The sequence below is a fragment of the Ruegeria sp. BI7 genome (assembly GCF_056537925.1).
The window spans coordinates 331716-356803 of sequence record NZ_JBQFSK010000001.1; the positions used below are offsets into that span (position 1 = coordinate 331716).

The following is a 25088-nucleotide window of genomic DNA, read 5'->3' on the forward strand; positions in this document are numbered from 1 at the left end:
GTGCATGTTGTCAGTTGCGGGGATGCGCATGCACCGGATCGACATACCGCCCGTCTGGCTTGTTGGGTTCGCTTTTCTGGCCTGGCTGCAGGCGCGTCATTTCCCCCTGGGCTTGTCGCTGGACGGCGGATTGACTGACTTGTTAAGCGGGTTGCTGATCGGGGGTGGCATCCTGATCGCGGTATTGGCGATAGTGGAATTTCGTCGTCACAAAACAACCGTTATCCCGCACGAAACACCTTCGGCGCTGGTTCAGTCAGGCATATATAAACGCAGCCGCAACCCGATCTATGTTGGCGACGTTCTGATTCTGGCTGGTTTGGTTTTAAGGTTCGATGCGGTGCTGTCCCTGATCCTGATCCCAATCTTCGTCTGGGTGCTTGAGCGCCGGTTCATTCTGCCCGAAGAAGACCGCCTGCGCCGTACTTTTCACGCTGATTTTGCCCGTTATGAACGTAAAACCCGCCGGTGGGTTTAGGATGGACAGACCGATAATATCATATCGTGAATGCTGCACTTGCGAAATAATGTTGCGCAAGATACATGTTTGCTTAACGAAGAATACCGACCACCCGCTCAGCTTGAGTGAGAACTAGGGGGACTGCCAGTGAAGATAGGCACACCGAAGGAAAAATATGAGGGCGAGAACCGGGTTGCGATGACGCCGGACTCTGCGGTGCAGTTGCAGAAACTGGGCTATGAGTGCCTGATTGAGAAAGGCGCTGGGGCTGCTGCGGGCTTTTCGGATGCGGCGTATGAGGCTGCAGGCGTTGAGGTCGTCAAGACGGCGGCTGCGCTGTGGAAAGAGGCCGACATTGTTGCCAAGGTTCGTCAACCCGACGCAACCGAGCTGAAGCGTCTGACTAAGGGTAAGACGCTGATTTCGTTCTTCAACCCGGCAGGGAACGAAGAAGGGATGGAAGCGGCTAAGGCCAAGGGCGCCAACGTCATCGCCATGGAGATGGTGCCGCGTATCAGCCGCGCGCAGAAAATGGATGCGCTGTCGTCGATGGCCAATATCGCCGGTTACCGCGCGGTGATCGAGGCGGGCAACAACTTTGGCCGGTTCTTCACCGGCCAGGTGACGGCGGCCGGTAAGGTGCCGCCTGCGAAGGTGCTGATCGTGGGGGCTGGTGTTGCCGGTCTGGCGGCGATCGGGACCTCGACCTCGCTGGGTGCGATCACTTACGCGTTCGACGTGCGCCCGGAAGTGGCCGAGCAGGTCGAATCCATGGGCGCCGAGTTCGTCTATCTGGATTTTGAAGAAGACCAGCAGGACGGCGCGGCCACCGGCGGCTATGCCAGCGTCCAGTCGGACGAGTTCCGCGAGGCACAGCTGGCCAAGTTCCGTGAACTGGCCCCGGAGATGGACATCGTCATCACCACGGCGCTGATCCCCAACCGCGAAGCGCCCGAGCTTTGGACCAAGGATATGGTCGAGGCGATGAAGCCGGGCTCCGTCATTGTCGACCTTGCAGCAGAAAAGGGCGGCAACTGTAAGCTGACCGTCGCGGATGAGAAGATTGTCACCGATAATGGCGTGACCATTATCGGCTATACCGATTTCCCCAGCCGGATGGCGGCGCAGTCTTCGTCGCTTTATGCGACGAACATCCGCCACATGATGACCGACCTGACACCCGAGAAGGACGGTCAGATCAACCATGACATGGAAGATGACGTGATCCGCGGCTCGACCGTGACCCATGAGGGTGAGATTACCTTCCCGCCGCCACCGCCCAAGGTGCAGGCGATTGCCGCGCAGAAGAAGCCCGAGGTCAAGGAACTGACCCCGGAAGAGAAAAAGGCGCAAGAGATTGCGGCCTTCAAGGCGCAGACCAAACAGCAGTTTACCCTGCTGGGTGTCGGTGGCGCGCTGATGCTGCTGGTGGGGCTGATCGCTCCGGCCAGCTTCATGCAGCACTTCATCGTCTTTGTGCTGGCCATTTTTGTGGGCTTCCAGGTGATCTGGGGTGTTGCTCACAGCCTGCACACACCGCTGATGGCGATCACCAACGCGATCTCGTCGATCATCATTGTTGGGGCCTTGATGCAGATCGGATCGGGGTCGTTCCTGGTTATTCTGCTGGCGGCGCTGTCTGTCTTCATGGCCGGGATCAACATCTTCGGCGGCTTCCTCGTAACCCGGCGCATGCTCGCCATGTTCCAGAAATCTTAAGGAGGCCGGGCACATGGAATTTGGCTTCACTACTGCCGCCTACGTTGTTGCGGCTGTTCTGTTCATCCTTTCGCTCGGCGGATTGTCGAACCAGGAAAGCGCCAAGCGCGCGGTCTGGTATGGCATCGTCGGTATGGCGCTGGCGGTTTTTGCCACGCTGGTTGGTCCCGGTTCGGGGCTGTGGCTGCTGTCACTGCTGCTGATCGCAGGCGGTGGCATGATCGGTCAGTACGTCGCACAACGCGTGCAGATGACCGAGATGCCGCAGCTGGTGGCTGCGATGCACTCGCTGGTTGGTCTGGCGGCTGTGTTCGTCGGCTTCAACGCGCATTTTGAGATTGGCAACGTGGCGCAGGTCATGGCCATTGCCGACAGCGCAAAAGAAGCGGACCTTTCTGATCTGGGGGCATTCGCCAAGCTGATTGCCAAGAAAACCTCGGCTGAGTTGGCAATCCTGCATGTCGAACTGTTCCTGGGCATCTTCATCGGTGCGATCACCTTTACCGGGTCGGTCGTGGCCTATGGCAAGCTGGCCGGCAAGGTCACATCGGCGGCGACCAAGCTTCCGGGCGGTCATGCGCTAAATGCGGCGGCTGCAGGTCTCTCGCTGATCTGCTTGGTCTGGTACACCTCGACCGGCGGCTTCTTCCCGCTGTTCCTGATGACGCTGGCCGCGCTGTTCATTGGCTATCACTTGATTATGGGAATCGGCGGTGCCGACATGCCCGTGGTTGTGTCGATGCTGAACTCGTATTCGGGTTGGGCCGCGGCGGCGATCGGCTTCTCGTTGGGCAACGACCTGCTGATCGTGGTTGGTGCGCTGGTGGGCTCGTCCGGTGCGATCCTGTCCTACATCATGTGTAAGGCGATGAACCGTCACTTTGTCAGCGTGATCCTGGGTGGCTTTGGTGGCCCGCAGGGCGAACAGATGGCCGTGGAGGGTGAGCAGATTGCCATCGAGGCCGATGGTGTGGCCGCAGCGCTGAACGATGCTGACAGTGTCATCATCATCCCCGGCTATGGCATGGCCGTGGCGCAGGCGCAGCAGTCCGTTTCCGAACTGGTCCGCAAGCTGCGCGCCCAGGGCAAGAACGTGCGCTTTGCGATCCACCCGGTCGCGGGCCGTCTGCCGGGCCACATGAACGTACTGCTGGCCGAGGCGAAGGTGCCGTATGACATCGTGCTGGAGATGGACGAGATCAACGACGACTTCCCCGAAACGGATGTGGCCATCGTCATCGGCTCGAACGACATCGTGAACCCTGCGGCACAGGAAGACCCCAACAGCCCCATCGCCGGCATGCCGGTTCTGGAATGCTGGAAGGCGAAACAGGTGTTCGTGTCCAAACGCGGCCAGGGCACCGGGTATTCGGGCATCGAAAACCCCCTGTTCTTCAAGGAAAACACCCGCATGTTCTATGGCGACGCAAAGGCCAGCCTCGACAAACTGCTGCCCATGATCGACTGAGCTTGGGGTGTAACCAAATTGCAAAGGGCGCCTTCGGGCGCCCTTTTCTTAATTGTAGTGAAGGAGGCTCTGCCTCCGGACCTTGGGGATATTTGTAGCCAGATGAAGCAGGCGGATTGTGATAGACTGGTCTGACGTGGTGGGTGTCAGGAGAGTAGCCTTGCAGAAAGTAAACGGCATAGGTGGTGTGTTCTTTCGTGCCCGCGACCCAGACGCGTTGAGCGCGTGGTATGAGAAACACTTGGGCGTCAATCATTACGATCCTTTGCCCTGGTAGCAGCGCGAAGGGTTTACTGTCTTTGCCCCATTTGCCGAAATTACGGAATACTTCGGCCGCGCGGATCAGCAATGGATGATCAATTTCCGAGTAGACGATTTGGCGGCACTGATAGCGCAGCTTGAGGCCGCCGGGATCACCGTAGAAACACGTGCTGAGTGGGACAGTGAGGTGGGAAAGTTTGCCCGCATTCACGATCCCGAGGGCAATCCAATCGAGCTGTGGCAGCCAAATCAATGAGATAGAGGGAATGTATACAGCCGTATCCACTTAAGTATATGAAATAAAAAGAGAATTGATGTATTTTTGAGGTGGCGTATAGTGCCCCGGACAAAACGGAGCCCTGCATGACGCCCATTGATGATCACCCGCTGCGCTATGCGCTGGCCAATGAACTGCACGCGCGCCCCTTTCCGGTGGCCGCGACGCCGTGCACGGTGGTGTTCTTGGCGATCAAGAAGCCAGATGCAGCCGTGGCACGGGACCGGGATGAGGATCTGGCCCATCTGATCAATCTGCTGGATCGCCACGGCGCACAACATCCGCAGCCGGAGGCGACGCATTACGCTGGTCAGATTGGCCGTCATTGGTTGAAATGGGAACAGCATACCGAATTCGTCACTTACACTGCGATTACACAAAATGTCAGCGATCGCCCCTTTAACCCGGCAGATTTCGAAGTCTTTCCCCCTGATTGGTTGATGGCCAGCCCAGGGCAAAGGGTGACGTCGGCCATGCTCCGCGTGGTTGAACGCCAGGACGACGAAGCGGTCCGGTCCTCTCTGGCGAACTGGTTCGAGCCTGAAAGCCTTGCCGTGGCCCGGGTGCTGGACGATACCGCCATTTGTGCCAGTGATTTCCGTATCGATCCGGCCGGGCACATGCGCTTTGCGCTGTTTGTCAGCAAGGGCACAGGGCGACGCAGGACGGGGCGGATCATTCAGCGTTTGTGTGAGATCGAGACCTATAAAGCAATGTCAATGCTTGGGTTTGCCCGCGTCAAACAGCTGACCCCACGTATCGGTGAATTGGACGGTAGGCTGACCGAGTTGATGGGGCAAATGACCGACAACACGGCCCACCCAGATGAACTGCTGCCCGATCTATTGTCCACCTCGACCGAGCTGGAAACGCTGTCCGCCCAGTGTTCCTTTCGGTTTGGGGCGACGGGGGCCTATGAGGCTATCGTGAACCAGCGGATCGAAGTGCTGCGAGAAGAGCGGTTTGAGAGTCGTCAGAGTTTCGCCGATTTCATGATGCGCCGGTATGATCCAGCCATTCGAACCGTCAAATCCACCGAGCGCCGCCTGCAGGCTTTGTCCGATCGGGCGATCCGTGCCGGAGAATTGTTACGTACCCGGGTCGATGTGGAACGCAGTGCGCAAAACCAGGCACTGCTGGAAAGCATGGATCGGCGTGCCCAGATTGCGCTGCGGCTACAGCACACCGTCGAAGGGCTGTCTGTGGTAGCTATCAGTTTCTACGCGGTGACGCTGGTTAGTGACTTTCTTTACCCGCTGACCGAGGATGGGATCAGTCAGGGACGGTTGACTTCGGTTGTGACGATCCCTGTCATTCTGTGCGTCTGGGTTGCCATCCGTCAGATTCGAAAGCGTTTGCAATAGCCCGCAATTGCGAATTACCTAGGGCGCTTTAGGAACAGCAAACTGCGCGTGGGAGTTTTCTGTGATCGGAATTATGTCTGCATGGCGGGCGGTGGCTGCCATGTTCATCCTGAACGGTTCGCTGTTTGGCATTTGGGCATCTCGCATTCCAGCCGTGCGGGACAGGCTGGAATTGACGCATGAGGCATTGGGCTATGGTCTGCTGTTCATGGCAGCGGGGGCTGTGTGTTCCTTTCCGGTGACGGGGCGGTTGTCTGATCGGTTCGGGGCCGTAGCCATCACGCGGGTTATTGCGGTGCTGTACACGTTGTCTCTGATCCTGTTGGCCGTGGCCGATGGGTTTTGGGCGCTGGCGGGGTTCCTGTTCGTATTCGGTGCCTTTCACGGTTCAATGGATGTGGCCATGAACGCCTGGGCCGCCGAGGTCGAGCAAGCCTATGACAAACCAGTCATGTCCTCGTTCCACGCGATGTGGAGTTTGGGCGCCGGGTTGGGGGCGCTTAGCGGATACGGGGCGGTGCAGCTGGGACTGACAGTAATGCAGCACTTTTTACTGGCTGGCGGAGTTGTCGTGGCGCTGGCGCTGACCCTGTCCTGGGTTAAGTGGACGTCGCGCAGAGCTGTCTCACATGACGGCAGTGTCTTTGCCCTGCCGTCCGGTGCGTTGATCCTGGTTGGGTTCACTGCGCTGTGCGGCGCTTTGGGGGAAGGTGCCGTAGCGGATTGGAGTGCAATATTCCTGCGCGATGTGACCGGTGCCGCCGAAAGCGTCGCTGCGTTGGGATATGCCGTGTTTTCAGTGACGATGGTGGCGTTTCGGCTGGCTGGCGGATTTGCAATCGCGCGGTTTGGTCCTGTCGCAACGGCCCGTTTTGGAGGTATTTGCGCGGCACTTGGCGTGTTCGGTGTGGTCTCGGCATCAGAGGCGGGATTGGCCTTAGCGGGTTTTGCCCTGATGGGGGTTGGTTATGCTGTGATCATGCCGCTGGCCTTCAGCCGGGCAGCCAATGATCCGCATGTGCCGCCGGGGCAGGCCATCGCCAGTGTGGCGACGCTGGGGTACGGAGGGTTACTGATCGGCCCACCGCTTATTGGGATTTTGGCCGAGATGCTTACATTACGATTGGCATTCATGGTTTTGTTGCCCTTGGCCATCCTGATTGTCCTGCTGTCCGGCGCGCTGCGGCCTGCGTCTTTGGACTGACTTGAGAATTCCGCGCCGGGATAAAGCCGGGGCAAAGAAAAAAGATGGGAGAAGACTATGCCGATCAAAAACCGTTTTGCCGAATTGCAGAGTGAAATCACTGGGTGGCGGCGCGATATTCATGAAAACCCCGAGATTCTATTCGAAACGCACCGCACCAGCGCACTGGTTGCTGAGAAGCTGAAGGAATTCGGCTGTGATGAGGTTGTCACTGGAATTGGTCGCACCGGGGTCGTTGGGGTGATCAAAGGTAAGGTCGACACGGGGGGCAAGGTGATCGGTCTGCGGGCCGATATGGATGCACTGCCGATACATGAGGCGACGGGTCTGGAGTATGCCTCCAAGACCGACGGGGCGATGCATGCCTGTGGTCATGACGGGCATACGGCGATGTTGCTGGGCGCGGCGAAATACCTCTCGGAAACGCGGAATTTCGACGGCACCGTCGTGGTGATCTTTCAACCCGCCGAAGAGGGTGGCGGCGGAGGCCGCGAGATGTGCGAGGACGGCATGATGGACCGTTGGGGCATCCAAGAGGTCTATGGCATGCACAACTGGCCTGGCCGTCCTGTCGGCAGTTTTGCCATTCGTCCGGGCGCGTTCTTTGCGGCCACAGATCAATTCGACATCACCTTTGAGGGCAAGGGCGGTCACGCGGCCAAACCGCATGAGACAGTCGATACAACCGTGATGGCGGCGCAGGCGGTTCTGGCATTGCAGACGGTGGCGTCGCGCAATGCTGATCCGGTGGATCAGGTCGTGGTTTCGGTCACGTCGTTTGAAACCTCAACCACCGCCTTTAACGTCATCCCTCAAACGGTACAGATCAAAGGTACCGTCCGTACGATGAGTTCAGAAATGCGGGAAATGGCGGAAAAGCGCATCAAAGAGATTTGCAACGGAATCGCGGCGACATTTGGCGGAACGGCCAATGTCACCTATTACTTGGGCTATCCGGTGATGGTGAACAGCGACGAGCAGACCGACTTTGCAGCGGATGTCGCGCGTTCAGTGGCGGGCAATTGCGACGAGGCACCATTGATAATGGGCGGCGAGGATTTCGCCTTTATGCTCGAAGAACGGCCGGGGGCGTATATTCTGGTTGGCAATGGCGACACGGCGGCGGTGCATCACCCTGAGTACAACTTTAACGACGAGGCCATTCCGGTAGGGTGCAGCTGGTGGGCTGAGATTGTCGAACAGCGGATGCCGGCGGCCTGATCTTGGCGTTGGGTGGCGAGGGGCCAGCCCCTCGCGCTACCCGGGACAAACTTAGTCAGATGACGTTGAACCCGACCCAGTTAAGCTGAGTTCGGTGCATAGCGTCTCGACGATTGCATCCAGTGCCGATTGTTGGGTGTTTACGCAGGATTTCGCAGCCGTACGGGCTGTGTCCAGCGTGGTTTGGTCCGATAGCCAGGTTTCCACGGCCTCGGTCAGTTCGGAAGCAGATTGAACTTGTAGCGCCCCGCCGGATTCGATCAGCGGGGCGAATGTTTCGGCAAAGTTGAAATAGCCGGGGCCGGTGATTACAGCGGCACCCGCTTGGGCCGGTTCGAACGGATTGTGGCCGCCGATCTCTTTCAGTGATCCGCCAAGGAACACAATAGGGCACAGCGCGTACCATGTGCCGGTTTCACCCAGCGTATCTGCCATGTAGACCTGCGTTTTGTCGGTGATCTTGTCGTCATTCGATCGAATGGCCACAGTTTGCCCCGCTTGGGTTGCCAGACTGGCGACCTCGGCGCGGCGTTCAGGGTGGCGCGGGATCAGCAACAGCAGCAGGTCGGGCCAGCGTTTGAGCAGCTCTGCGTGGGCGGCAAGAACAGTTTCCTCTTCACCGGCATGTGTCGAACTGGCGATCCAGACGGGGCGGGCGCCGATCTGTGCGCGAATTTCGGACCACGTGGCCTGATCAATCGGCAAGGGGTCAGACATGGCCTTAAGGTTCGTGCCCGGCTGTACACGATCAGCGGGCGCGCCCATCACGATTAGGTTTTGCGCGGTCTTGTCGTTCTGGGTCAGGAACAAGCGAAAACGATCCAGAATGAACCGGGCTGTGTTCGGGCGTTTCTTCCAGCCTTCGACGGATTTGTCCGACAGGCGTGCGTTGAGCAGAGCCAAGGGCATGCCACGGTTAGCACCTTCGACAATTAGGCGAGGCCAGATTTCGCTTTCGACGAAAATACCGGCATTCGGGCGCCAGTGGTCCAGAAAGCGCCGAACGGGGCCAGCCGTGTCCAGCGGCGGATATTGATGGCGCGTTCGCGGCGGGATGCGTTTTTCGATCAAAGCGGCCGAGGTTGGCGTGCCAGAGGTGATCAGAAACTCGGCATCCGGCAGACGTTCCCCCAACCGTTTGATCAGGCTGATGACCGAAAGGGTTTCACCAACGCTGGCGGCGTGGAACCAGATCAGCTGGCCGTCTGGCCGGGGCAGGCTGGCATGGCCCTGGCGTTCCTGCTGCCGGGTCTCGGGTACATCCGCGGCTTGCAGCTTGTTCCGTACGGTGCGCCAGACGAACGGCTCCGCAACAGAGGTCAGGCCGCAATACAGATGATACAGCAGCGTCGGTCGGCCCATCTGGTCCGGCACGTCAGCCGCCTGTGTGGCTCATGTGACGGCTCATCTTGCCGTCGACCGCCTGGCGGGAATAGTCGAAATCATGTCCCTTGGGCTTGAGGTTGATCGCCGCGCGGATTGCGTCTTCGAGCGGTTGCTCTGTATCGGGGTGATCGCGTAGTGGACCACGCAGGTCAGCCATGTCCTCTTGGCCCAGACACATAAACAGCTCACCGGTGCAGGTCAGGCGCACGCGGTTGCAGCTTTCGCAGAAATTATGCGACAGAGGGGTGATGAAGCCGATCTTTTGGCCGGTTTCCTCTAGGCGAACATAACGCGCTGGCCCGCCGCTGCGTTCTGCCAGATCGGTCACGGAATAGTGGTTCTCGTATTCCTTACGAACGTCCTTGAGCGACCAATATTGATCCAGACGATCCTCATTGCCGATATCGCCCATGGGCATGACCTCGATCCAGGTCAGGTCCATATCGCGATCCGCACACCATTTCGTGATCGTCGGCAATTCTTCTTCGTTGAAGCCCTTCAGGGCCACCGCGTTTATCTTTATCCTCAGCCCGGCTTTCTGCGCCGCGTCGATGCCGTTCAACACTTGTTTAAGACGGCCCCAGCGGGTGATCGCCGCGAATTTATCTTCGTCCAGCGTATCCAGCGAGATATTTACCCGGCGCACACCGGCTGCGTAAAGGTCATCGGCAAAACGGTGCAGCTGCGAGCCATTGGTGGTCAGCGTCAGCTCTTTCAACGCGCCGCTGTCCAGATGGCGGGTCATGCTGTTGAAAAACGTCATGATATTTCTGCGCACAAGCGGCTCACCACCGGTAATGCGCAGCTTTTCAACCCCCAACTTCACGAAGGTCGAGCACATGCGGTCCAGCTCTTCCAGCGTCAGCAGGTCTTTCTTTGGCAGAAACTTCATGTCTTCGGACATGCAGTAAACACAGCGGAAATCGCAGCGGTCTGTAACAGAGACGCGGAGATAGGTGATCGCACGTGCGAATGGGTCGATAAGCGGAGCAGTCATTCGACATAGGTAAAGCCGCGACCTGCCTGCGACAAGGGCGAAGTTTCCTTTGCGCTGGTACAGATGCGCACAGGGCGATAGGTTGATGGCATGAGATATATGCTATTCGCTTTGTGTATTCTGGTGGCCGGATGCGACACCGTACGGTCCACGACAGATCGGGTCTTTGGGGGCAAAAAGACGCCTTCTGAACCTGAAGACGCCGTGGTCGAAGAGGTTGTGGCAGAGGAAGCAGTTGAACCAGAACCCGTTGCGGCCACTGCTGCCGGCTGGGTGGGCGCAAAGACGACCATAGCCGGATTGGGCGATCCGACCACGCCGGGTCGTTGGTTGGAAACTCCGCTGGTCGACGTCGAATTCACCGGTCGCGTGGTCGTTCCCAGAACCGGCTCGCAGGCTTATATTACGCTGGTTCCAGCGCCAGGGCCCGAAAGCGGCGGCAGTCGGTTGTCTCTGGATGCGATGCGGGCCTTGTTGTTGCCATTCGACGAATTGGTTGAACTTGAGGTCTATTCCAACTGATCTTTCAGGTATTTTCCGGCTTCGCGGCGGGCGAAAGGCTTCATCGCGTCACCATGGGTTTTTAGAAACGCGATGACGCGTTCAGCGTCGTGTTTGGACAGGTCACGCAGCCACCAAGCAATGGCTTTCTGAATGAACCAGTCCCGGTCCGGCGCATAGCTTGCCGCCCAGCCAAGGATGCGGTCGCGCCGTGCCAGATCGTCGGGTTTGGGGTGATTCTGCTTGGTCCAGGGAAGGGTGGCCACCAGCGCTGCGCGCCGTGTCCACATATGATCGGAAGTCGTCCAGATTTCCACCTGATCCAACCGGGTTGGGTCGGCTGACAGACGTTTTTGCATCGCCATGCAGGCGTGATCGGCCGCAGCCCAGGCGTCGAAATCGGGCAACCAGCTGTGCAGTAAATCCCAGACCGCCCCATCAGGCCGAATGCGGGCCTGGGTCAGTAGTTTGGCCGCGGCCAGACGGCCCTCGTGTATATTGGTCTGCCACAAGGCATCCGCCAACTCCACGCGCTCAGATACATCCAGGTCTTGACGCCAATCTTTCGTCAGGTCGTTCAGAACGGGGTTCGCGACACCCAGATAGGGGCGGTCAACCTCGTGATAGGCCGCCATTTGGCTCGCGCGTACGGGGTCGGCATGAGCTTTGATCTGATCCAGATAGAAATTCAATGTTTGTCGCCCTGCTGGTGAAACGGGCCGTGGGTGCAGCCCGATCTTGGCTTATTCGACGGTGACGGATTTCGCCAGATTGCGGGGCTGGTCCACATCGGTACCTTTGGCGACAGCCGTATGATAGGCCAGCAGCTGCGCCGGAACCGAATACAGGATCGGGGCAAGGCTGGGATGAATATGGGGCATGCGAATAGTGCTCCACACCCCATCCTCGGCCTCGGTAACGCCGTCATCATCCGAGACCAGTATGACCTTGCCTTTGCGCGCCATGACCTCTTGCATGTTCGACACGGTCTTGTCGAACACTGTGTCGCGCGGGGCCATGACCACTACTGGCATGTGCTTGTCGATCAGGGCGATGGGGCCGTGCTTCAGTTCACCCGACGCATAACCTTCGGCGTGTATATAGCTGATTTCTTTTAGTTTCAGCGCACCTTCCATAGCCAGTGGATACATCAGGCCGCGGCCCAGGAACAGCACATCGCGCGCCTCGGACAAGCGCTGGGCCGAGGCCTTGATGGACTGGTTCTGATCCAGCGCGGCATTTAGTGCGGTCGGCAATCCACGCAATGCGGCGGCATGATCAGCCAGTTCCTCATCGCTTAGGGTGCCCCGATCCGCAGCCGCCTTGAGCGCCAGCATCAGCAATACGCTTAGCTGACAAGTGAAAGCTTTGGTCGAGGCCACACCGATCTCAACCCCAGCATGGATCGGCAGGGCGATGTCGCTTTCGCGCGCGATCGAGCTTTCGGGGACATTGATCACCGAAACGATCTTATCGGCCTTGCCCTCGCAATAGCGCAGCGCGGCCAGCGTGTCGGCGGTCTCACCCGACTGGCTGACAAACAAGGCCGCCGTGCGATCGGGGATCGGAGGTTCGCGATAGCGAAACTCGCTGGCGATATCGACCTCGACGGGCATTCTGGCCAGCTGTTCGAACCAATACTTTGCTGTCAGACAGGCATAAAAGGCAGTTCCGCAGGCGACCATGGTCAGGCGGTCCAGCTTGCTGAAATCCAGCTCACACGGCAGAGTTATCTCGTTGCCGCCAGTGGGCAGGTAGGATTGGATTGCCTCGGCAACCACCACGGGTTGCTCGGCGATTTCCTTTGCCATGAAATGCTTGTGACCCGCCTTGTCGGCCCGTGTTTGATCCAGTTTGATCTGGCGGGTCTCGCGGTTGGCCAGTTCTCCGGCTTCGTTGCGGATTTCAAGCGAAGTGCGGGTCAGGACCGCCCGGTCGCCTTCTTCAAGATAGGTGATACGATCCGTCAGCGGGGCCAGCGCAATGGCGTCCGAACCCACATACATTTCGCCTTCCCCATGCCCAATGGCCAAAGGTGAGCCCTTACGCGCCGCGACGATCAGGTCGTCTTGCCCGTCAAACAGAAATGCAAGTGCAAACGCCCCTTGAAGCCGGTCGATGGTGTTGAAAGCCGCATCAACGGGCGATAGTCCATTGTTCAGATAATGCTCGGCCATCAGGGCCACTGTTTCGGTATCGGTCTCGGTGACGAAATCGACGCCATGTTCGGCTAACTCAGCCCGCAAATCGCGATAGTTTTCGACGATGCCGTTATGCACCACGGCCACGGGGCCTGCCTTGTGCGGGTGCGCGTTGGTGACTGATGGTGCGCCATGTGTGGCCCAACGGGTATGCCCGATGCCCGATTTTCCGCGCAGAGGATTGTGCACCAGCAAATCGCTGAGGTTGACCAACTTGCCCACAGCCCGACGCCGCCCAAGTTCACCGTCATTGACCGTCGCAATACCGGCGCTGTCATAGCCGCGATATTCCAGCCGTTTCAGCGCTTCAACCAAAATAGGGGCGGCTTCGTGTTGCCCCAGTACACCTACAATTCCACACATAGATCAGGCTCCTTTGTCGCGGCGAGCCTTCTTCGCCTTCAACATATCAAACAATTTACGTGCATAACCCGGCTTGTTGTCCTGTTTGGCGCGGGCCACGGCCAGCGCGTCGGGCTCGACGTCTCGCGTCACGACTGTGCCGGTGGCTGTCATTGCGCCGTCTCCGACCTTCACCGGGGCCACCAGCATTGTGTTTGAGCCGACAAAAACATTCTCACCAATTGTGGTGCGATGCTTCATCACACCGTCATAGTTGCAGGTGATTGTTCCAGCGCCGATATTCGACGCCGCACCTACCGACGCGTCACCGATATAGCTAAGGTGGTTAACCTTGGCCCCTTCGGCGATCTCGGCGTTCTTTATCTCGACAAAATTGCCGATGCGGGCGTTTTCGGCCAACTCGGCACCTGGGCGCAGGCGGGCATAGGGGCCAACAATAGAACCGCGGCTGACGTGGCAGCCCTCCAAATGCGAAAACGACCGGATTGTAGCACCACTTTCGACTGTGACGCCGGGGCCAAAAACCACGTTGGGTTCAATCACAGTGTCGCGCCCGATGACGGTGTCAGCGGCCAGGTAAACAGTATCGGGTGCCATCAGGGTGACGCCAAGATCCAACAGCTCGGCACGGGCACTGGTCTGAAACACAGCATCTGCCGCAGCCAAATCGGTGCGCGAGTTCACACCTAATGTCTGTGCTTCATCACAGGCAACTGCGGTGACTTCCAAACCACGCGCGCGCGCGATTTCCACGACATCGGTCAGATAGTATTCACCAGCCGCATTGTCGTTTCCTACTGCGTCGATAAGTGAAAATAGTGTCTGCGCATCACAGGCCAAAAGGCCAGAGTTGCAAAAGGTTATTGCGCGCTCTTCATCCGATGCGTCTTTGAATTCGACGATCCGCTCAAGACTGTCACCGTTCATCACCAGGCGACCATAACGCGCAGGATCGGCGGCCTCAAACCCCAGAATGACAAGATCGTTTTCTGCCCGCGCCGCGATCATGCGTTCCAGCGTATCGGGCTGCAGAAACGGCGTGTCGCCATACAAAACCACAACGTCGCCGGTGAATCCGTCCAAAGCCTCGCGTGCCTGCGCGACGGCATGGGCAGTGCCCAACTGCTCGTCCTGAACAGCGATTTGCGCCGCTTCATCCTCGGCAGTTGCAACCTTGGCTACGGCTTCAGCCCCGTGCCCGGTGACGATCACGGTCCGCTCGGGCGACAATACGGCCCCGGCGCGCATGGCGTGCACCAGCATCGGGACCTGCGCGATGGGATGAAGAACTTTGGGAATATCCGAATGCATCCTGGTGCCTTTTCCAGCGGCAAGGATGACAAGGGCAGTGCTCATGAAATCGATTTCTCTTTGTGTTTTGTTGCGCTCCGTTTTATCCGCTGAGGGCAAAGGCGCAAGCGGTTCACGGATCAAACAAGATTGCCGTTTGCAACACGAGACGGCAATAAACCGCCGAGGCAGGAGGCACAATGCGCACAGTAATCTTCGATCTGGACGGAACTTTGGCCGATACGTCGGGTGATTTGCTGGCGGCGGCCAACCACTGTTTTCGCCAGATGGGGCATGGGGATGTCCTGGTTCACGATGATGACGCAGCCGTTGCCTTGCGGGGTGGACGGATGATGCTGACCCATGGGCTGAAGCGGGTCGGTGCTTATGATGAGGATACTGTTCTGGCCTATTATCCCACCCTGCTTGAGGCTTACGCGAAGGACATCGACACCCACACTCGGTTCTATCCCGGTGCGCTTGAGGCTGTCGAAATGTTGAAATCCCAAGGTTATGGCGTAGGTATCTGCACCAATAAACCCGAGGCTCTGGCCCATCAGTTGCTGACCCAGATGGGCGTGCGGGATCAGTTTGCGTCTTTGGTGGGGGCAGACACGTTGCCCGTGCGCAAACCGGACCCCGAACCACTGCGCGAAGCCGCGCGCCGGGCCGGGGGACACCCCGATTTGTGTGTGCTGATCGGCGATTCCGACACCGACCGAAATACGGCGCGGGCAGCGGGCGTGCCCTCGGTGCTGGTGACGTTTGGCCCGTCTGGGGAAGATATGGCCGCATTGGAACCCGAAGCACTGCTGCATCACTTTGATGATCTGCCAGAGCTGGTCACCGGACTGATTGGTGCGGCGGCACAAATTCTTGACCCCAACCCTTTGCAGGATCAGAACTAGCCCATGACCGAAACATTCACTGGCAGCTTCACCCAGCAGGAACCTATTCCAGAAGAGGCGATTGACGCCGCCATGGCCGTTCTGCGCCATGGGCGTCTGCATCGCTATAACGTCGTCCCCGGAGAGTTGGGCGAAACCGCGCTGCTGGAGCAGGAGTTCGCGGCGCAAATGGGGGCGAAATACTGTCTGGCTGTGTCTTCTGGGGGTTATGCACTGGCCACCGCATTGCGGGCCGTGGGGGTGCAGCCGGGTGATCCGGTTTTGACCAACGCCTTCACGCTTGCGCCGGTGCCGGGGTCGATTGCCTCGGTCGGGGCAAGGCCGGTTTTTGTGGGCGTGACTGAGAATCTGACGATTGATCTGGATGATCTTGAGGCCAAGCTGGATCAGGCGCGGGTGCTGATGCTCAGCCACATGCGCGGACATCTGTGCGATATGGACCGGCTAATGCAGATGTGTGATACGGCGGGCGTTGCGGTGATCGAGGACTGCGCCCACACAATGGGTGCCGCATGGCGCGGGCAATTGTCGGGGCGTCAGGGGGCGATTGGGTGCTATTCATGCCAGACGTACAAACACGTCAATTCTGGTGAAGGCGGTCTGCTGATCACCGATGACGAAGTGCTTGCGGCCAAGGCCACGATGCTGTCGGGCTCGTACATGCTATATGAACGCCACCTTGCCGCACCTGGGCCCGAGGTGTTTGAAAAGATCAAATACACCACGCCCAATGTGTCCGGCCGCATGGACAATCTGCGCGCCGCGATCCTGCGCCCGCAACTGCGTGATCTTGACCGGCAGGTGCAGCGCTGGAACGAACGCTATGACGAGATCGCGACCGGCCTGCGGGACACCCCCGGCCTGACCATCGTCGAGCGTCCCGAGCAAGAGACCTATGTCGGTTCGTCGATCCAGTTCTTGCTGCTCGACTGGACGCCCGAACGCATTGCCGAGGTAATCCGTCGTTGCGGCGCACGGGGGGTCGAGATTAAGTGGTTTGGTGGGGCGGAGCCGACGGGATTCACCTCGCGCTATGACAGTTGGCGCTATGCCGAAAGCACGCCTTTGCCCGCAAGTGACCGTATCCTTGCCGGGGTGATGGATATGCGCGTGCCGTTGACTTTTTCGCTGGACGACTGCCGCCTGATCGCACGCATCATCCGGGCCGAAGTTGGGGCTGTGTTTCAATCGTGATCCAATTGAGTGCGCCTTTGGCGCACGCTTTAATCTTGAAAAATGCCACCCTGTTCGAGGTGGCATTTTCTTTGGTGCTAGCCTTCTCATTGACCCGTGGAGGATTCGCTGTTACCTAATTATTGAACAAGTGTTCATTAATTCGATGAGGAGGTCGCAACATGTTCACGGCCACAATGCAATTTGATCTGGGTGAGGATGTGAACGCTCTGCGCGAGATGGTGCATCGCTGGGCGCAGGATCGGGTCAAACCGATGGCGGCCGAGGTCGATCAATCGAACGCCTTTCCCAATGAGCTGTGGAAAGAGATGGGTGACCTCGGGCTGTTGGGCATCACCGTGCCCGAAGAGTATGGCGGGGCGGGGATGTCCTATCTGGCCCACACCGTAGCGGTGGAGGAGGTGGCGCGGGCCTCGGCTTCGGTCTCGCTGTCTTACGGGGCGCATTCGAACCTGTGCGTCAATCAGATCAAGCTGAACGGCAATGACGAGCAGAAGGCGAAGTACCTGCCGCGCCTGATCTCGGGTGACCATGTTGGCGCGCTTGCAATGTCCGAAGCCTCGGCCGGATCAGACGTTGTGTCGATGAAGCTGCGCGCGGAAAAGCGCAACGATCACTACCGTCTTAACGGCAACAAATATTGGATTACCAATGGGCCGGACGCGGACACGCTGGTCGTGTATGCCAAGACAGACCCAGACGCGGGCTCAAAAGGGATCACCGCCTTTCTAATCGAAAAAGAGATGAAGGGTTTCTCGACCTCTCCGCATTTCGAAAAGCTGGGGATGCGGGGATCGAACACGGCCGAGTTGATTTTTGAAGACGTCGAAGTGCCGTTCGAGAACGTTCTGGGCGAAGAGGGCAAGGGCGTTGCGGTTCTGATGTCAGGTCTGGATTATGAACGCGTCGTGCTGGCTGGAATCGGCACAGGCATCATGGCTGCCTGTCTGGACGAGATCATGCCCTATCTTGCCGAGCGTAAGCAGTTCGGCAAACCGATCGGTAGCTTCCAACTAATGCAGGGCAAGATTGCCGACATGTATACCGCGATGAACTCCGCGCGGGCTTATGTCTATGAAGTTGCCAAGGCTTGTGACCGGGGTGACGTGACCCGTCAGGATGCAGCGGCGTGCTGCCTTTACGCCTCGGAACAGGCGATGACGCAGGCGCATCAGGCTGTGCAGGCGATGGGCGGGGCCGGGTTCCTGTCGGATTCAGCGGTCAGCCGGATATTCCGAGACGCCAAGCTGATGGAGATCGGCGCGGGCACCAGCGAAATTCGCCGAATGCTGATCGGGCGCGAGTTGATGAGCGAAATGCGCTGAGAAAAACGCCCCGCCAAAGGGTGGCGGGGCGTTAAAGACAAGGATCAGAAGCGATGGACGTAGGATACGCCGACCAGCCAGGGATCGATTTCTGCAGTGCCGATATCGGTGCCGTTCAATTTGACGTCCGAGTCGATGTCGAACCAGCGCACGTTCAGACGCACGGCTCCTTTTTCGGTGACCATGTAGTCCAAACCGGCTTGCAGCGACACACCGAAGGAGTTGTCGATGTCCAGATCCCCAAGCGCGGATTTTTCGTCAAAGAAGATGGTGTAGTTCAGTCCGGCGCCAACATAGGGCTTCCAGGCGCTGTTGGTCGCGAAGTGATAGTTCAGCGACAGGGTGGGCGGCAGGTGTTTGGTGCTGGCCAGATCGGTGCCCCCCAGCGCGATGCTGTGGCTGAACGGGGTCGCGGCCAGCAGTTCGATGCCAAGATTGTCCTGGACAAAATACTCTACTGTGAAGATCGCGCTGGTGTCTGCGTCAATGTCGGTATCGAGACCAGCCAGGGTTCCGTTGTCGGATTTCGGGTCCAGATAACCAACACCGACACCCACGGTCCAGTCACCTTGGTTCTGGGCCATTGCAGGGGCGGCAAGTGCGACAAGCGCAGTCGAGAGCATCAAAGCGGCGAGTGTTTTGGTCATTTTATGGCCTTTGAATTTGTTGATGAGTCGCTTGTGCAGGACCGGACCGTTGCGAACTCTGATCTGCATCAAGTTCCTGTGAAAGCAGGGGGGCGTCCGCGCCCGCCAAGGGTAAGAAAAACAAGGGGTTTTGCGCATGCATCCCGATAGGTGCATACCCGGTATGCGGAAGTCGGGCGTCTGGGATATTCCGGATCAACTCAATATGGCGCGACAATGCCTGGCGCATCCTCGTGACAATGTGGCCATCGTTGATCTGACAGACGGGTACCGCGAAGCCGTTACCTTTGGTCAACTCACGCGCATGACGGACGGGATTGCACGTGAACTGTATCAGCAGTTGCAGCCCAGCGACCGCGTGGGTGTGTTGCTGAGCCAGTCGCCCTGGTGTGCGGCGGCGCATCTGGCGATCTGGAAGCTTGGGGCGATTTCGGTGCCGCTGTTCAAGCTGTTCAAACGGGATGCGTTGGCCTCGCGCGTGGGGGATGCGGGTGCGCGTCTGGTGCTGACCGATGCCGAAGGAGCCGCGTTGCTGGGCGATCTGGCCCACCCGGTTCTGGTCGAACATATTGCACCATCGGATGATCCGTTCCCCTGCTCAGATACAGGCCCCGAGGACCCGGCGGTGCTGATCTATACCTCGGGCACCACAGGCAGCCCCAAGGGCGCACTGCATGGGCACCGGGTTCTGACCGGCCACCTGCCGGGTGTCTCGATCAGCCACAATCACCTGCGCGAAGGCGATTGCCTATGGACCCCTGCGGATTGGGCCTGGATCGGAGGTCTGTTCGACGTATTGATGCCCGGGCTTGCGCTGGGTATTCCTGTGGTCGCGGCGCGGTTGGAAAAGTTTACGCCGGAAGCCTGCGTCGACGTGATCGCCCGCGGTGGTGTGCGGAACGTGTTCTTCCCTCCGACCGCACTTCGCATGCTGAAGGCGGCGGATCAGGCAATCCCCGGTCTGCGCTCGGTCGCTTCGGGCGGTGAGCCGCTAGGGGCCGAGATGCTGGCATGGGGGCAACAGGCGTTTGGCCTGACGATCAACGAATTCTACGGCCAGACCGAATGCAACATGGTCGTGTCTTCTTGTTCCGAGGATTTCCCGGTGCAACCCGGCTGCATCGGTAAACCGGTGCCGGGGCATGAAGTCGCGGTGATCGACGAAGACGGCAATCCGATCGATGAAGAGGGTGACGTGGCCATCCGGCGCGGCTCGGCCTCGATGTTGCTGGAATACTGGAACCGGCCCGAGGCGACGGCTGAGAAGTTTCGCGGCGACTGGCTGATCACCGGAGATCGCGGCGTGTGGGAGGGCGAGTATCTACGCTTTGTCGGTCGCGATGATGACGTGATTACCTCAGCCGGATACCGCATCGGCCCGGCCGAGATCGAGGATTGCCTGCTAACCCACCCGGCGGTGGCGACCGTGGGCGTGGTCGGCAAGCCCGACCCACTACGGACCGAGATCGTGAAGGCCTATGTGGTGCTGAAACCGGGGGCCGAGGCTTCGGGGTCGGAGTTGCAGGACTGGGTCAAGGCGCGTCTGGCTCAGTATTCCTATCCGCGTGAGGTCGCATTTCTGGAGGAGTTGCCGATGACGGTGACGGGGAAGGTGATCCGGAAGGAATTGAAAGTGCGAGCGGCGGCGGAGGACAAACAATGCTGAATAAGTTGCACAGCTTTGATTTGCTTACTCTAGGCACTGTTTCAGTTCTCACCTTTGTGCTGCCCCAAGACCTTTGGGCACAGAACTATCAAGTTCAAGATGAGCACGGACAAACAACCGTGGACCAAGCTTACATGGATGCTCAAGTCCGTGGGTGTGTCGAAAGTGCTGGAGCACCAACAGACCTTTCCGACTGTATTGGTGCTTTTTCGGGCGATTGCATGAATGAAGATATTTCTTGGGGGCAAAGCACTCTGGGAATTTACTTTTGCGTCGAAGCTGAAACAGCGGTCTGGGACACGCTGGTGGACGAGAGTGCCGCAGACCTGCTGGTTCATTACAGCATGCTTGATGAAGGAGACGCTGAGAAAGCTTCCTCTCTACCTTTTAGAGTGCCGAGTTTAACCGAAGCACAAGAACGTTGGGAAGAAATGCGGGAGGCGGACTGCTTGGTGGAGTATCTTCAGTGGAGAGGGGGAACAGGTGCGAAACTCCTTGGGGCCGGGTGTCGCTTGGAGCGAACGAGCCAAAGAGTGGTTTGGTTAAAGACGTTGTTGGAGGAAAGATGATGCTTCTTATTTCGGCGGGTTTTCTGATGGACCAGGAAAGCAAAGAATGAAACTCACATCCAAAGCCATGCCCGCCTCTGAGGGCTTCAAGACAAACCGCACCGCTCATCTCGATGCGCTGGCACAAATCACTGCCGCCGCCGAAGCAGCCCGCATGGGCGGTGGTGAGAAATCCCGCGCGCGGCATGAATCTCGGGGCAAAATGCTGCCGCGTCGTCGGGTGGCGAACTTGCTGGACCCGGGGTCTCCGTTCCTTGAGATCGGGGCGACGGCGGCGCATGCGATGTATGGCGATGCTGCGCCCTGTGCTGGGGTCATCGCGGGCATTGGTCGGGTGCAGGGGCGCGAGGTCATGGTGGTGTGCAACGACGCCACCGTGAAGGGCGGCACTTATTACCCGATGTCGGTCAAGAAACATCTGCGGGCGCAGGAGATTGCTGAGGAAAACAACCTCCCCTGCATATATCTGGTCGATAGCGGCGGCGCGAACCTGCCCAATCAGGATGAGGTCTTCCCCGACCGCGACCACTTTGGCCGCATCTTCTACAATCAGGCAAGGATGAGCGCCCAAGGGATTGCACAGATCGCCGTGGTAATGGGCTCGTGTACCGCGGGTGGGGCCTATGTGCCTGCGATGTCGGATGTGACGATCATTGTGCGCGACCAAGGCACGATCTTTCTGGCCGGGCCGCCTCTGGTCAAGGCCGCGACCGGAGAGATCGTCAGCGCCGAAGACTTGGGTGGCGGCGACGTTCATACTCGCTTGTCTGGTGTAGCCGACTATCTGGCCGAGGATGACGCCCACGCGCTAGCTCTGGCGCGGCGCGCGGTCGGGTCGCTGAACCTGCGCAAACCACAGACGGTGGATTGGGCCAGCCCCGAGGATCCGGTCTATGACCCCGAGGAAATTCTGGGCGTTGTGCCCGCCGATCTGCGCACGCCGTATGACATCCGCGAGGTGATCGCGCGGTTGGTCGACGGCTCGCGTTTCGATGAGTTCAAACCGCGCTTTGGCGAGACGCTGGTGACTGGCTTTGCTCATGTCAAAGGCTGCCCGGTCGGGATCATTGCCAACAACGGCGTGCTGTTTTCCGAAGCTGCGCAGAAGGGCGCGCATTTTGTCGAGCTGTGTTCGCAACGGAAAATCCCTCTGGTGTTTTTGCAGAATATCACCGGGTTCATGGTTGGCCGGAAATACGAAAACGAGGGTATTGCACGACACGGGGCCAAGATGGTGACAGCAGTGGCCACGACGAACGTGCCGAAGGTCACGATGCTGGTCGGCGGTTCTTTTGGGGCCGGGAATTACGGCATGGCGGGACGGGCCTATCAGCCGCGCTTCCTATGGACCTGGCCGAACTCGCGGATTTCCGTGATGGGAGGCGAACAGGCGGCGGGCGTTCTGGCCACCGTCAAACGCGACGGGATCGAACGGCAGGGCGGCACCTGGTCTGCCGAGGAGGAGGCCGAGTTCAAACGCCCCACACTGGAGATGTTCGAGGAACAGTCGCACCCGCTCTATGCCTCAGCCCGGTTGTGGGATGATGGCATCATTGACCCACGCAAAAGCCGCGATGTGCTGGCGCTGTCGCTGAGCGCCGCGCTGAATGCCCCGATTGAAGAGACACGTTTCGGCGTGTTCAGGATGTGATGCGCATGAACCTGAAAGAAGTAATGACCCGCTACCCGGACGCACAGACTTTTAAGTTCGGCGATAGCGCTGCCTTGAGTGCTGAATTGCTGGCATTGGTGCGCTCAGGCCAAAAAAAAGCAACTTGTGGGGCGCTGCGCGACTATCCGGACGGAAGCCCTGAGACACCAGTTGTCGGGCGACGCGATATCGCTCTGGAATGGGATGACACCCCGGCTTTGGTGATCGAAACGGTCGATGTCACGATCTGTCGTTTTTGCGATGTGACTGAGGTCTTTGCATTGGCCGAGGGTGAGAATGAAACGCTTGAAGGATGGCGCGAGGATCACCGTCGTTACTTTGAGCGCAATGGCGGTTTCGATCCCGAGATGGAGTTATTGTGCGAACGTTTCCGTCTTGTCGAAGATCTGGCTGTTGAGGGGTAAGACATGTTCAATAAAATCCTGATTGCCAACCGGGGCGAGATCGCATGTCGCGTCATGGAAACGGCTCAGAAAATGGGCGTCTTCTGTGTTGCGGTCTATTCCGACGCGGATGCCTCGGCAAAACATGTGCAGATGGCCGATGAGGCTGTCCGTATCGGCGGCGCGGCTCCCGCTGAAAGCTACCTGAAGGGCGACGTGATCATTCAGGCTGCGCTGGATACCGGAGCTCAGGCGATCCATCCGGGGTACGGCTTTCTCTCGGAAAACCCCGAATTCGTGGATGCGGTCGATGCGGCTGGTTTGACGTTCATCGGCCCTTCGGCGGATGCGATCCGCAAGATGGGTCTCAAAGATGCGGCCAAGGTTCTTATGGAGCAGGCAGGCGTGCCGGTTGTGCCGGGATATCATGGTGACAATCAGGACCCCGAACATCTGGCGGGCGCTGCTGAAACCATCGGCTATCCCGTGTTGATCAAGGCCGTGGCAGGTGGCGGCGGCAAGGGCATGCGGCTGGTCGAAGGTCCCGAGGATTTCGCCCCAGCATTGGACAGCGCACGGGGCGAGGCCAAAACAGCCTTTGGCAATGACGCCGTTCTGGTCGAGAAATTTGTCGCCAAACCCCGCCATATCGAAGTGCAGGTGTTTGGAGACGGCACCCATGCGGTGCATCTGTTTGAACGAGACTGCTCGCTTCAACGCCGACACCAGAAGGTGATCGAGGAGGCTCCGGCTCCGGGTATGACGGCTGAGATGCGCGAGGCGATGGGGCAGGCGGGCGTGCGGGCCGCCGAGGCGATCGGGTACAAGGGCGCAGGGACGGTTGAATTCATCGTTGATGCTTCGGACGGGCTGCGTCCGGACAGGTTCTGGTTCATGGAGATGAACACGCGCCTGCAGGTCGAGCATCCCGTGACCGAAGCGATCACCGGGGTCGATCTGGTCGAATGGCAATTGCGGGTCGCCGCTGGCGAGGCGTTGCCGAAACGTCAGGACGATCTATCCATCGCTGGCCACGCATTTGAGGCCCGTCTTTATGCCGAGGACGTGCCCAAGGGCTTCCTGCCTGCAACGGGCACCCTGACGCATCTGCAATTCCCTACGGCCTGCCGTGCCGATAGCGGAGTGCGTGCGGGTGATACGATCAGCCCATGGTATGACCCGATGATCGCTAAAGTCATCGTCCATGGCCCCACGCGCGCGGTTGCATTGGAACAGCTTCATCGTGCCCTGCAGCAGACCGAGGTCGCAGGCACCGTGACCAACCTCGCCTTTCTGGGCGCGCTGACCCGGCATGAAGGTTTCGCCACAGGTGATGTAGATACCGGGCTGATCGGGCGGGATATTGATGCGCTGACACTGGTAGCTCCGATTTCGGCAGCGACATGCGTGGCGGCTGCGATGATGGCGTTGGACTTGGTCGATACGAAGGAAGAGACTGGGTTTTCCCTGTGGGCTCCGTTGCACCGAGCAGTTCAGCTAAAGGCAGATGACACCCTTGATCTTGATGTTCAGGTTGAAGGTTCAAATCGTCAGGTTTGGCAGGTCGGGGAAGATACTGTCATTGCCGAGCGCAGCAACGGTATCTGGTCCATTGACGGCAACCCAATGCCGCAGGTGTCGGTTTCGGGCGCGCGGATCACGGTCTTTGACACCTACGGGCAGGCGTTTGACATTGTTGATCCGCTGGACCGCGATGCCAGCGCTGCAGGCGATACTAACGTGATCGAAGCCCCCATGCCCGGATTGGTCAAGGCGGTGTTTGCCGCCGTGGGTCAAAAGGTAAGTGAGGGAGACAGGCTTGCCATTTTGGAGGCGATGAAAATGGAACATTCCCTTCTGGCCGCCCGCGACGGTGTCATTGCCGAGGTGCTGACTGAGGACGGCGCGCAGGTCGAAGCCGGAGCGGCCCTGATCAGATTAAAAGAAGAGTGACCTGTTCGCGCGCCGCATCGCGTGGCACAGTCAGGCCATCCGAACAGGACACGAAACAA

22 protein-coding genes are annotated in these 25088 nt (G+C 58.9%); 16 read left to right on the forward strand and 6 right to left on the reverse strand.

Annotated elements, in window-relative coordinates; translation table 11 throughout:
* Positions 1 to 28: 28 nt before the first annotated feature.
* The 7 genes from ACR0JB_RS01660 to ACR0JB_RS01690 all read left to right on the forward strand — a co-directional run bounded on the left by ACR0JB_RS01660 (position 29) and on the right by ACR0JB_RS01690 (position 7974).
* Entirely contained in the window at positions 29 to 478 is a 450-nt protein-coding gene (locus tag ACR0JB_RS01660; RefSeq protein WP_170395704.1) for a methyltransferase family protein, read from the forward strand.
* 129 nt (positions 479 to 607) lie between these two features.
* On the forward strand, positions 608 to 2179 hold the full coding sequence (locus ACR0JB_RS01665) for a Re/Si-specific NAD(P)(+) transhydrogenase subunit alpha (protein WP_480789633.1): 1572 nt from the start codon (positions 608 to 610) through the stop codon (positions 2177 to 2179).
* Between the two features lie 13 nt (positions 2180 to 2192).
* Complete coding sequence (locus tag ACR0JB_RS01670; RefSeq protein ID WP_480789634.1) at positions 2193 to 3647, forward strand: NAD(P)(+) transhydrogenase (Re/Si-specific) subunit beta; 1455 nt, start codon at positions 2193 to 2195, stop codon at positions 3645 to 3647.
* Positions 3648 to 3963: 316 nt separating this feature from the next.
* The gene (locus ACR0JB_RS01675) at positions 3964 to 4164 is read left to right on the forward strand and encodes a VOC family protein (protein WP_368040136.1); all 201 of its coding nucleotides are present in this window, start codon (positions 3964 to 3966) and stop codon (positions 4162 to 4164) included.
* Between the two features lie 107 nt (positions 4165 to 4271).
* On the forward strand, positions 4272 to 5549 hold the full coding sequence (locus tag ACR0JB_RS01680) for a DUF3422 family protein (protein WP_480789635.1): 1278 nt from the start codon (positions 4272 to 4274) through the stop codon (positions 5547 to 5549).
* Positions 5550 to 5610: 61 nt separating this feature from the next.
* On the forward strand, positions 5611 to 6753 hold the full coding sequence (locus ACR0JB_RS01685; RefSeq protein ID WP_367648168.1) for an MFS transporter: 1143 nt from the start codon (positions 5611 to 5613) through the stop codon (positions 6751 to 6753).
* Positions 6754 to 6810: 57 nt separating this feature from the next.
* Positions 6811 to 7974, forward strand: coding sequence for a M20 aminoacylase family protein (locus ACR0JB_RS01690; RefSeq protein ID WP_480789636.1), 1164 nt, complete (start codon positions 6811 to 6813; stop codon positions 7972 to 7974).
* A gap of 51 nt (positions 7975 to 8025) precedes the next feature.
* On the opposite strand, the gene ACR0JB_RS01695 is transcribed toward ACR0JB_RS01690, so the two are convergent.
* Complete coding sequence (locus tag ACR0JB_RS01695) at positions 8026 to 9336, reverse strand: 3-deoxy-D-manno-octulosonic acid transferase (RefSeq protein WP_170505334.1); 1311 nt, start codon at positions 9334 to 9336, stop codon at positions 8026 to 8028.
* A 13-nt stretch (positions 9337 to 9349) separates the two neighbouring features.
* Positions 9350 to 10357: a GTP 3',8-cyclase MoaA gene (gene moaA / locus ACR0JB_RS01700; RefSeq protein WP_480789637.1), complete on the reverse strand. Its 1008-nt coding sequence runs from the start codon at positions 10355 to 10357 to the stop codon at positions 9350 to 9352.
* A 90-nt stretch (positions 10358 to 10447) separates the two neighbouring features.
* Between moaA and ACR0JB_RS01705 the strand changes: the two genes are divergently transcribed.
* Entirely contained in the window at positions 10448 to 10879 is a 432-nt protein-coding gene (locus ACR0JB_RS01705) for a hypothetical protein (protein WP_480662323.1), read from the forward strand.
* Here ACR0JB_RS01705 and ACR0JB_RS01710 read toward each other — a convergent pair.
* The 3 genes from ACR0JB_RS01710 to glmU form a co-directional block, all read right to left on the reverse strand.
* Positions 10867 to 11493, reverse strand: a complete 627-nt coding sequence (locus tag ACR0JB_RS01710; protein WP_480789794.1) for a DNA alkylation repair protein — start codon at positions 11491 to 11493, stop codon at positions 10867 to 10869. The genes ACR0JB_RS01705 and ACR0JB_RS01710 overlap by 13 nt on opposite strands.
* A gap of 108 nt (positions 11494 to 11601) precedes the next feature.
* Complete coding sequence (glmS, locus tag ACR0JB_RS01715; protein WP_480789638.1) at positions 11602 to 13422, reverse strand: glutamine--fructose-6-phosphate transaminase (isomerizing); 1821 nt, start codon at positions 13420 to 13422, stop codon at positions 11602 to 11604.
* A 3-nt stretch (positions 13423 to 13425) separates the two neighbouring features.
* Positions 13426 to 14778, reverse strand: coding sequence for a bifunctional UDP-N-acetylglucosamine diphosphorylase/glucosamine-1-phosphate N-acetyltransferase GlmU (gene glmU / locus ACR0JB_RS01720; protein WP_480789639.1), 1353 nt, complete (start codon positions 14776 to 14778; stop codon positions 13426 to 13428).
* Positions 14779 to 14912: 134 nt separating this feature from the next.
* Here glmU and ACR0JB_RS01725 point away from each other — a divergent pair, with 134 nt between their 5' ends.
* From ACR0JB_RS01725 to ACR0JB_RS01735, 3 genes are all read left to right on the forward strand, one after another.
* Positions 14913 to 15620: an HAD-IA family hydrolase gene (locus ACR0JB_RS01725; RefSeq protein ID WP_170360194.1), complete on the forward strand. Its 708-nt coding sequence runs from the start codon at positions 14913 to 14915 to the stop codon at positions 15618 to 15620.
* A gap of 3 nt (positions 15621 to 15623) precedes the next feature.
* Complete coding sequence (locus ACR0JB_RS01730) at positions 15624 to 16814, forward strand: DegT/DnrJ/EryC1/StrS family aminotransferase (RefSeq protein WP_170395721.1); 1191 nt, start codon at positions 15624 to 15626, stop codon at positions 16812 to 16814.
* A 161-nt stretch (positions 16815 to 16975) separates the two neighbouring features.
* A complete protein-coding gene (locus ACR0JB_RS01735; RefSeq protein WP_170395723.1) occupies positions 16976 to 18139 on the forward strand; it encodes an isovaleryl-CoA dehydrogenase in 1164 nt (387 codons plus the stop codon).
* A 44-nt stretch (positions 18140 to 18183) separates the two neighbouring features.
* Here the strand turns inward: ACR0JB_RS01735 and ACR0JB_RS01740 are convergent, their stop codons facing one another.
* The gene (locus ACR0JB_RS01740) at positions 18184 to 18786 is read right to left on the reverse strand and encodes an OmpW/AlkL family protein (protein WP_170395724.1); all 603 of its coding nucleotides are present in this window, start codon (positions 18784 to 18786) and stop codon (positions 18184 to 18186) included.
* A 136-nt stretch (positions 18787 to 18922) separates the two neighbouring features.
* Here ACR0JB_RS01740 and ACR0JB_RS01745 point away from each other — a divergent pair, with 136 nt between their 5' ends.
* Genes ACR0JB_RS01745 through ACR0JB_RS01765 form a run of 5 tightly spaced genes read left to right on the forward strand, consistent with a single transcriptional unit; the run spans position 18923 to position 25029 of the window.
* Positions 18923 to 20452, forward strand: coding sequence for an AMP-binding protein (locus ACR0JB_RS01745; RefSeq protein WP_170395727.1), 1530 nt, complete (start codon positions 18923 to 18925; stop codon positions 20450 to 20452).
* A complete protein-coding gene (locus ACR0JB_RS01750; RefSeq protein WP_170374593.1) occupies positions 20446 to 21021 on the forward strand; it encodes a lysozyme inhibitor LprI family protein in 576 nt (191 codons plus the stop codon). The genes ACR0JB_RS01745 and ACR0JB_RS01750 overlap by 7 nt, the downstream gene beginning before the upstream one ends.
* Positions 21022 to 21067: 46 nt before the next feature.
* The gene (locus tag ACR0JB_RS01755; protein WP_170504742.1) at positions 21068 to 22672 is read left to right on the forward strand and encodes a carboxyl transferase domain-containing protein; all 1605 of its coding nucleotides are present in this window, start codon (positions 21068 to 21070) and stop codon (positions 22670 to 22672) included.
* Positions 22672 to 23097: an ASCH domain-containing protein gene (locus ACR0JB_RS01760; RefSeq protein WP_170395731.1), complete on the forward strand. Its 426-nt coding sequence runs from the start codon at positions 22672 to 22674 to the stop codon at positions 23095 to 23097. Before ACR0JB_RS01755 ends, ACR0JB_RS01760 begins: the two co-directional genes overlap by 1 nt.
* A gap of 3 nt (positions 23098 to 23100) precedes the next feature.
* Positions 23101 to 25029 (forward strand): acetyl/propionyl/methylcrotonyl-CoA carboxylase subunit alpha, encoded by a 1929-nt coding sequence (locus ACR0JB_RS01765; RefSeq protein ID WP_170395732.1) that lies wholly within the window; start codon positions 23101 to 23103, stop codon positions 25027 to 25029.
* Positions 25030 to 25088 lie beyond the last annotated feature (59 nt).

Excerpts from the sequence above, each read along its gene's own strand:
- moaA (WP_480789637.1), bottom strand. The coding sequence starts at position 10,357 with ATGACTGCTCCGCTTATCGACCCATTCGCACGTGCGATCACCTATCTC.
- ACR0JB_RS01695 (WP_170505334.1), bottom strand. The coding sequence starts at position 9,336 with ATGGGCCGACCGACGCTGCTGTATCATCTGTATTGCGGCCTGACCTCT.
- glmU (WP_480789639.1), bottom strand. The coding sequence starts at position 14,778 with ATGAGCACTGCCCTTGTCATCCTTGCCGCTGGAAAAGGCACCAGGATG.
- ACR0JB_RS01725 (WP_170360194.1), top strand. The coding sequence starts at position 14,913 with ATGCGCACAGTAATCTTCGATCTGGACGGAACTTTGGCCGATACGTCG.
- ACR0JB_RS01745 (WP_170395727.1), top strand. The coding sequence starts at position 18,923 with ATGCATCCCGATAGGTGCATACCCGGTATGCGGAAGTCGGGCGTCTGG.
- ACR0JB_RS01660 (WP_170395704.1), top strand. The coding sequence starts at position 29 with ATGCACCGGATCGACATACCGCCCGTCTGGCTTGTTGGGTTCGCTTTT.
- ACR0JB_RS01740 (WP_170395724.1), bottom strand. The coding sequence starts at position 18,786 with ATGACCAAAACACTCGCCGCTTTGATGCTCTCGACTGCGCTTGTCGCA.
- ACR0JB_RS01760 (WP_170395731.1), top strand. The coding sequence starts at position 22,672 with ATGCGCATGAACCTGAAAGAAGTAATGACCCGCTACCCGGACGCACAG.
- ACR0JB_RS01705 (WP_480662323.1), top strand. The coding sequence starts at position 10,448 with ATGAGATATATGCTATTCGCTTTGTGTATTCTGGTGGCCGGATGCGAC.
- ACR0JB_RS01680 (WP_480789635.1), top strand. The coding sequence starts at position 4,272 with ATGACGCCCATTGATGATCACCCGCTGCGCTATGCGCTGGCCAATGAA.
- ACR0JB_RS01765 (WP_170395732.1), top strand. The coding sequence starts at position 23,101 with ATGTTCAATAAAATCCTGATTGCCAACCGGGGCGAGATCGCATGTCGC.
- ACR0JB_RS01710 (WP_480789794.1), bottom strand. The coding sequence starts at position 11,493 with ATGGCGGCCTATCACGAGGTTGACCGCCCCTATCTGGGTGTCGCGAAC.
- ACR0JB_RS01730 (WP_170395721.1), top strand. The coding sequence starts at position 15,624 with ATGACCGAAACATTCACTGGCAGCTTCACCCAGCAGGAACCTATTCCA.
- ACR0JB_RS01670 (WP_480789634.1), top strand. The coding sequence starts at position 2,193 with ATGGAATTTGGCTTCACTACTGCCGCCTACGTTGTTGCGGCTGTTCTG.
- ACR0JB_RS01735 (WP_170395723.1), top strand. The coding sequence starts at position 16,976 with ATGTTCACGGCCACAATGCAATTTGATCTGGGTGAGGATGTGAACGCT.
- glmS (WP_480789638.1), bottom strand. The coding sequence starts at position 13,422 with ATGTGTGGAATTGTAGGTGTACTGGGGCAACACGAAGCCGCCCCTATT.
- ACR0JB_RS01755 (WP_170504742.1), top strand. The coding sequence starts at position 21,068 with ATGAAACTCACATCCAAAGCCATGCCCGCCTCTGAGGGCTTCAAGACA.
- ACR0JB_RS01750 (WP_170374593.1), top strand. The coding sequence starts at position 20,446 with ATGCTGAATAAGTTGCACAGCTTTGATTTGCTTACTCTAGGCACTGTT.
- ACR0JB_RS01690 (WP_480789636.1), top strand. The coding sequence starts at position 6,811 with ATGCCGATCAAAAACCGTTTTGCCGAATTGCAGAGTGAAATCACTGGG.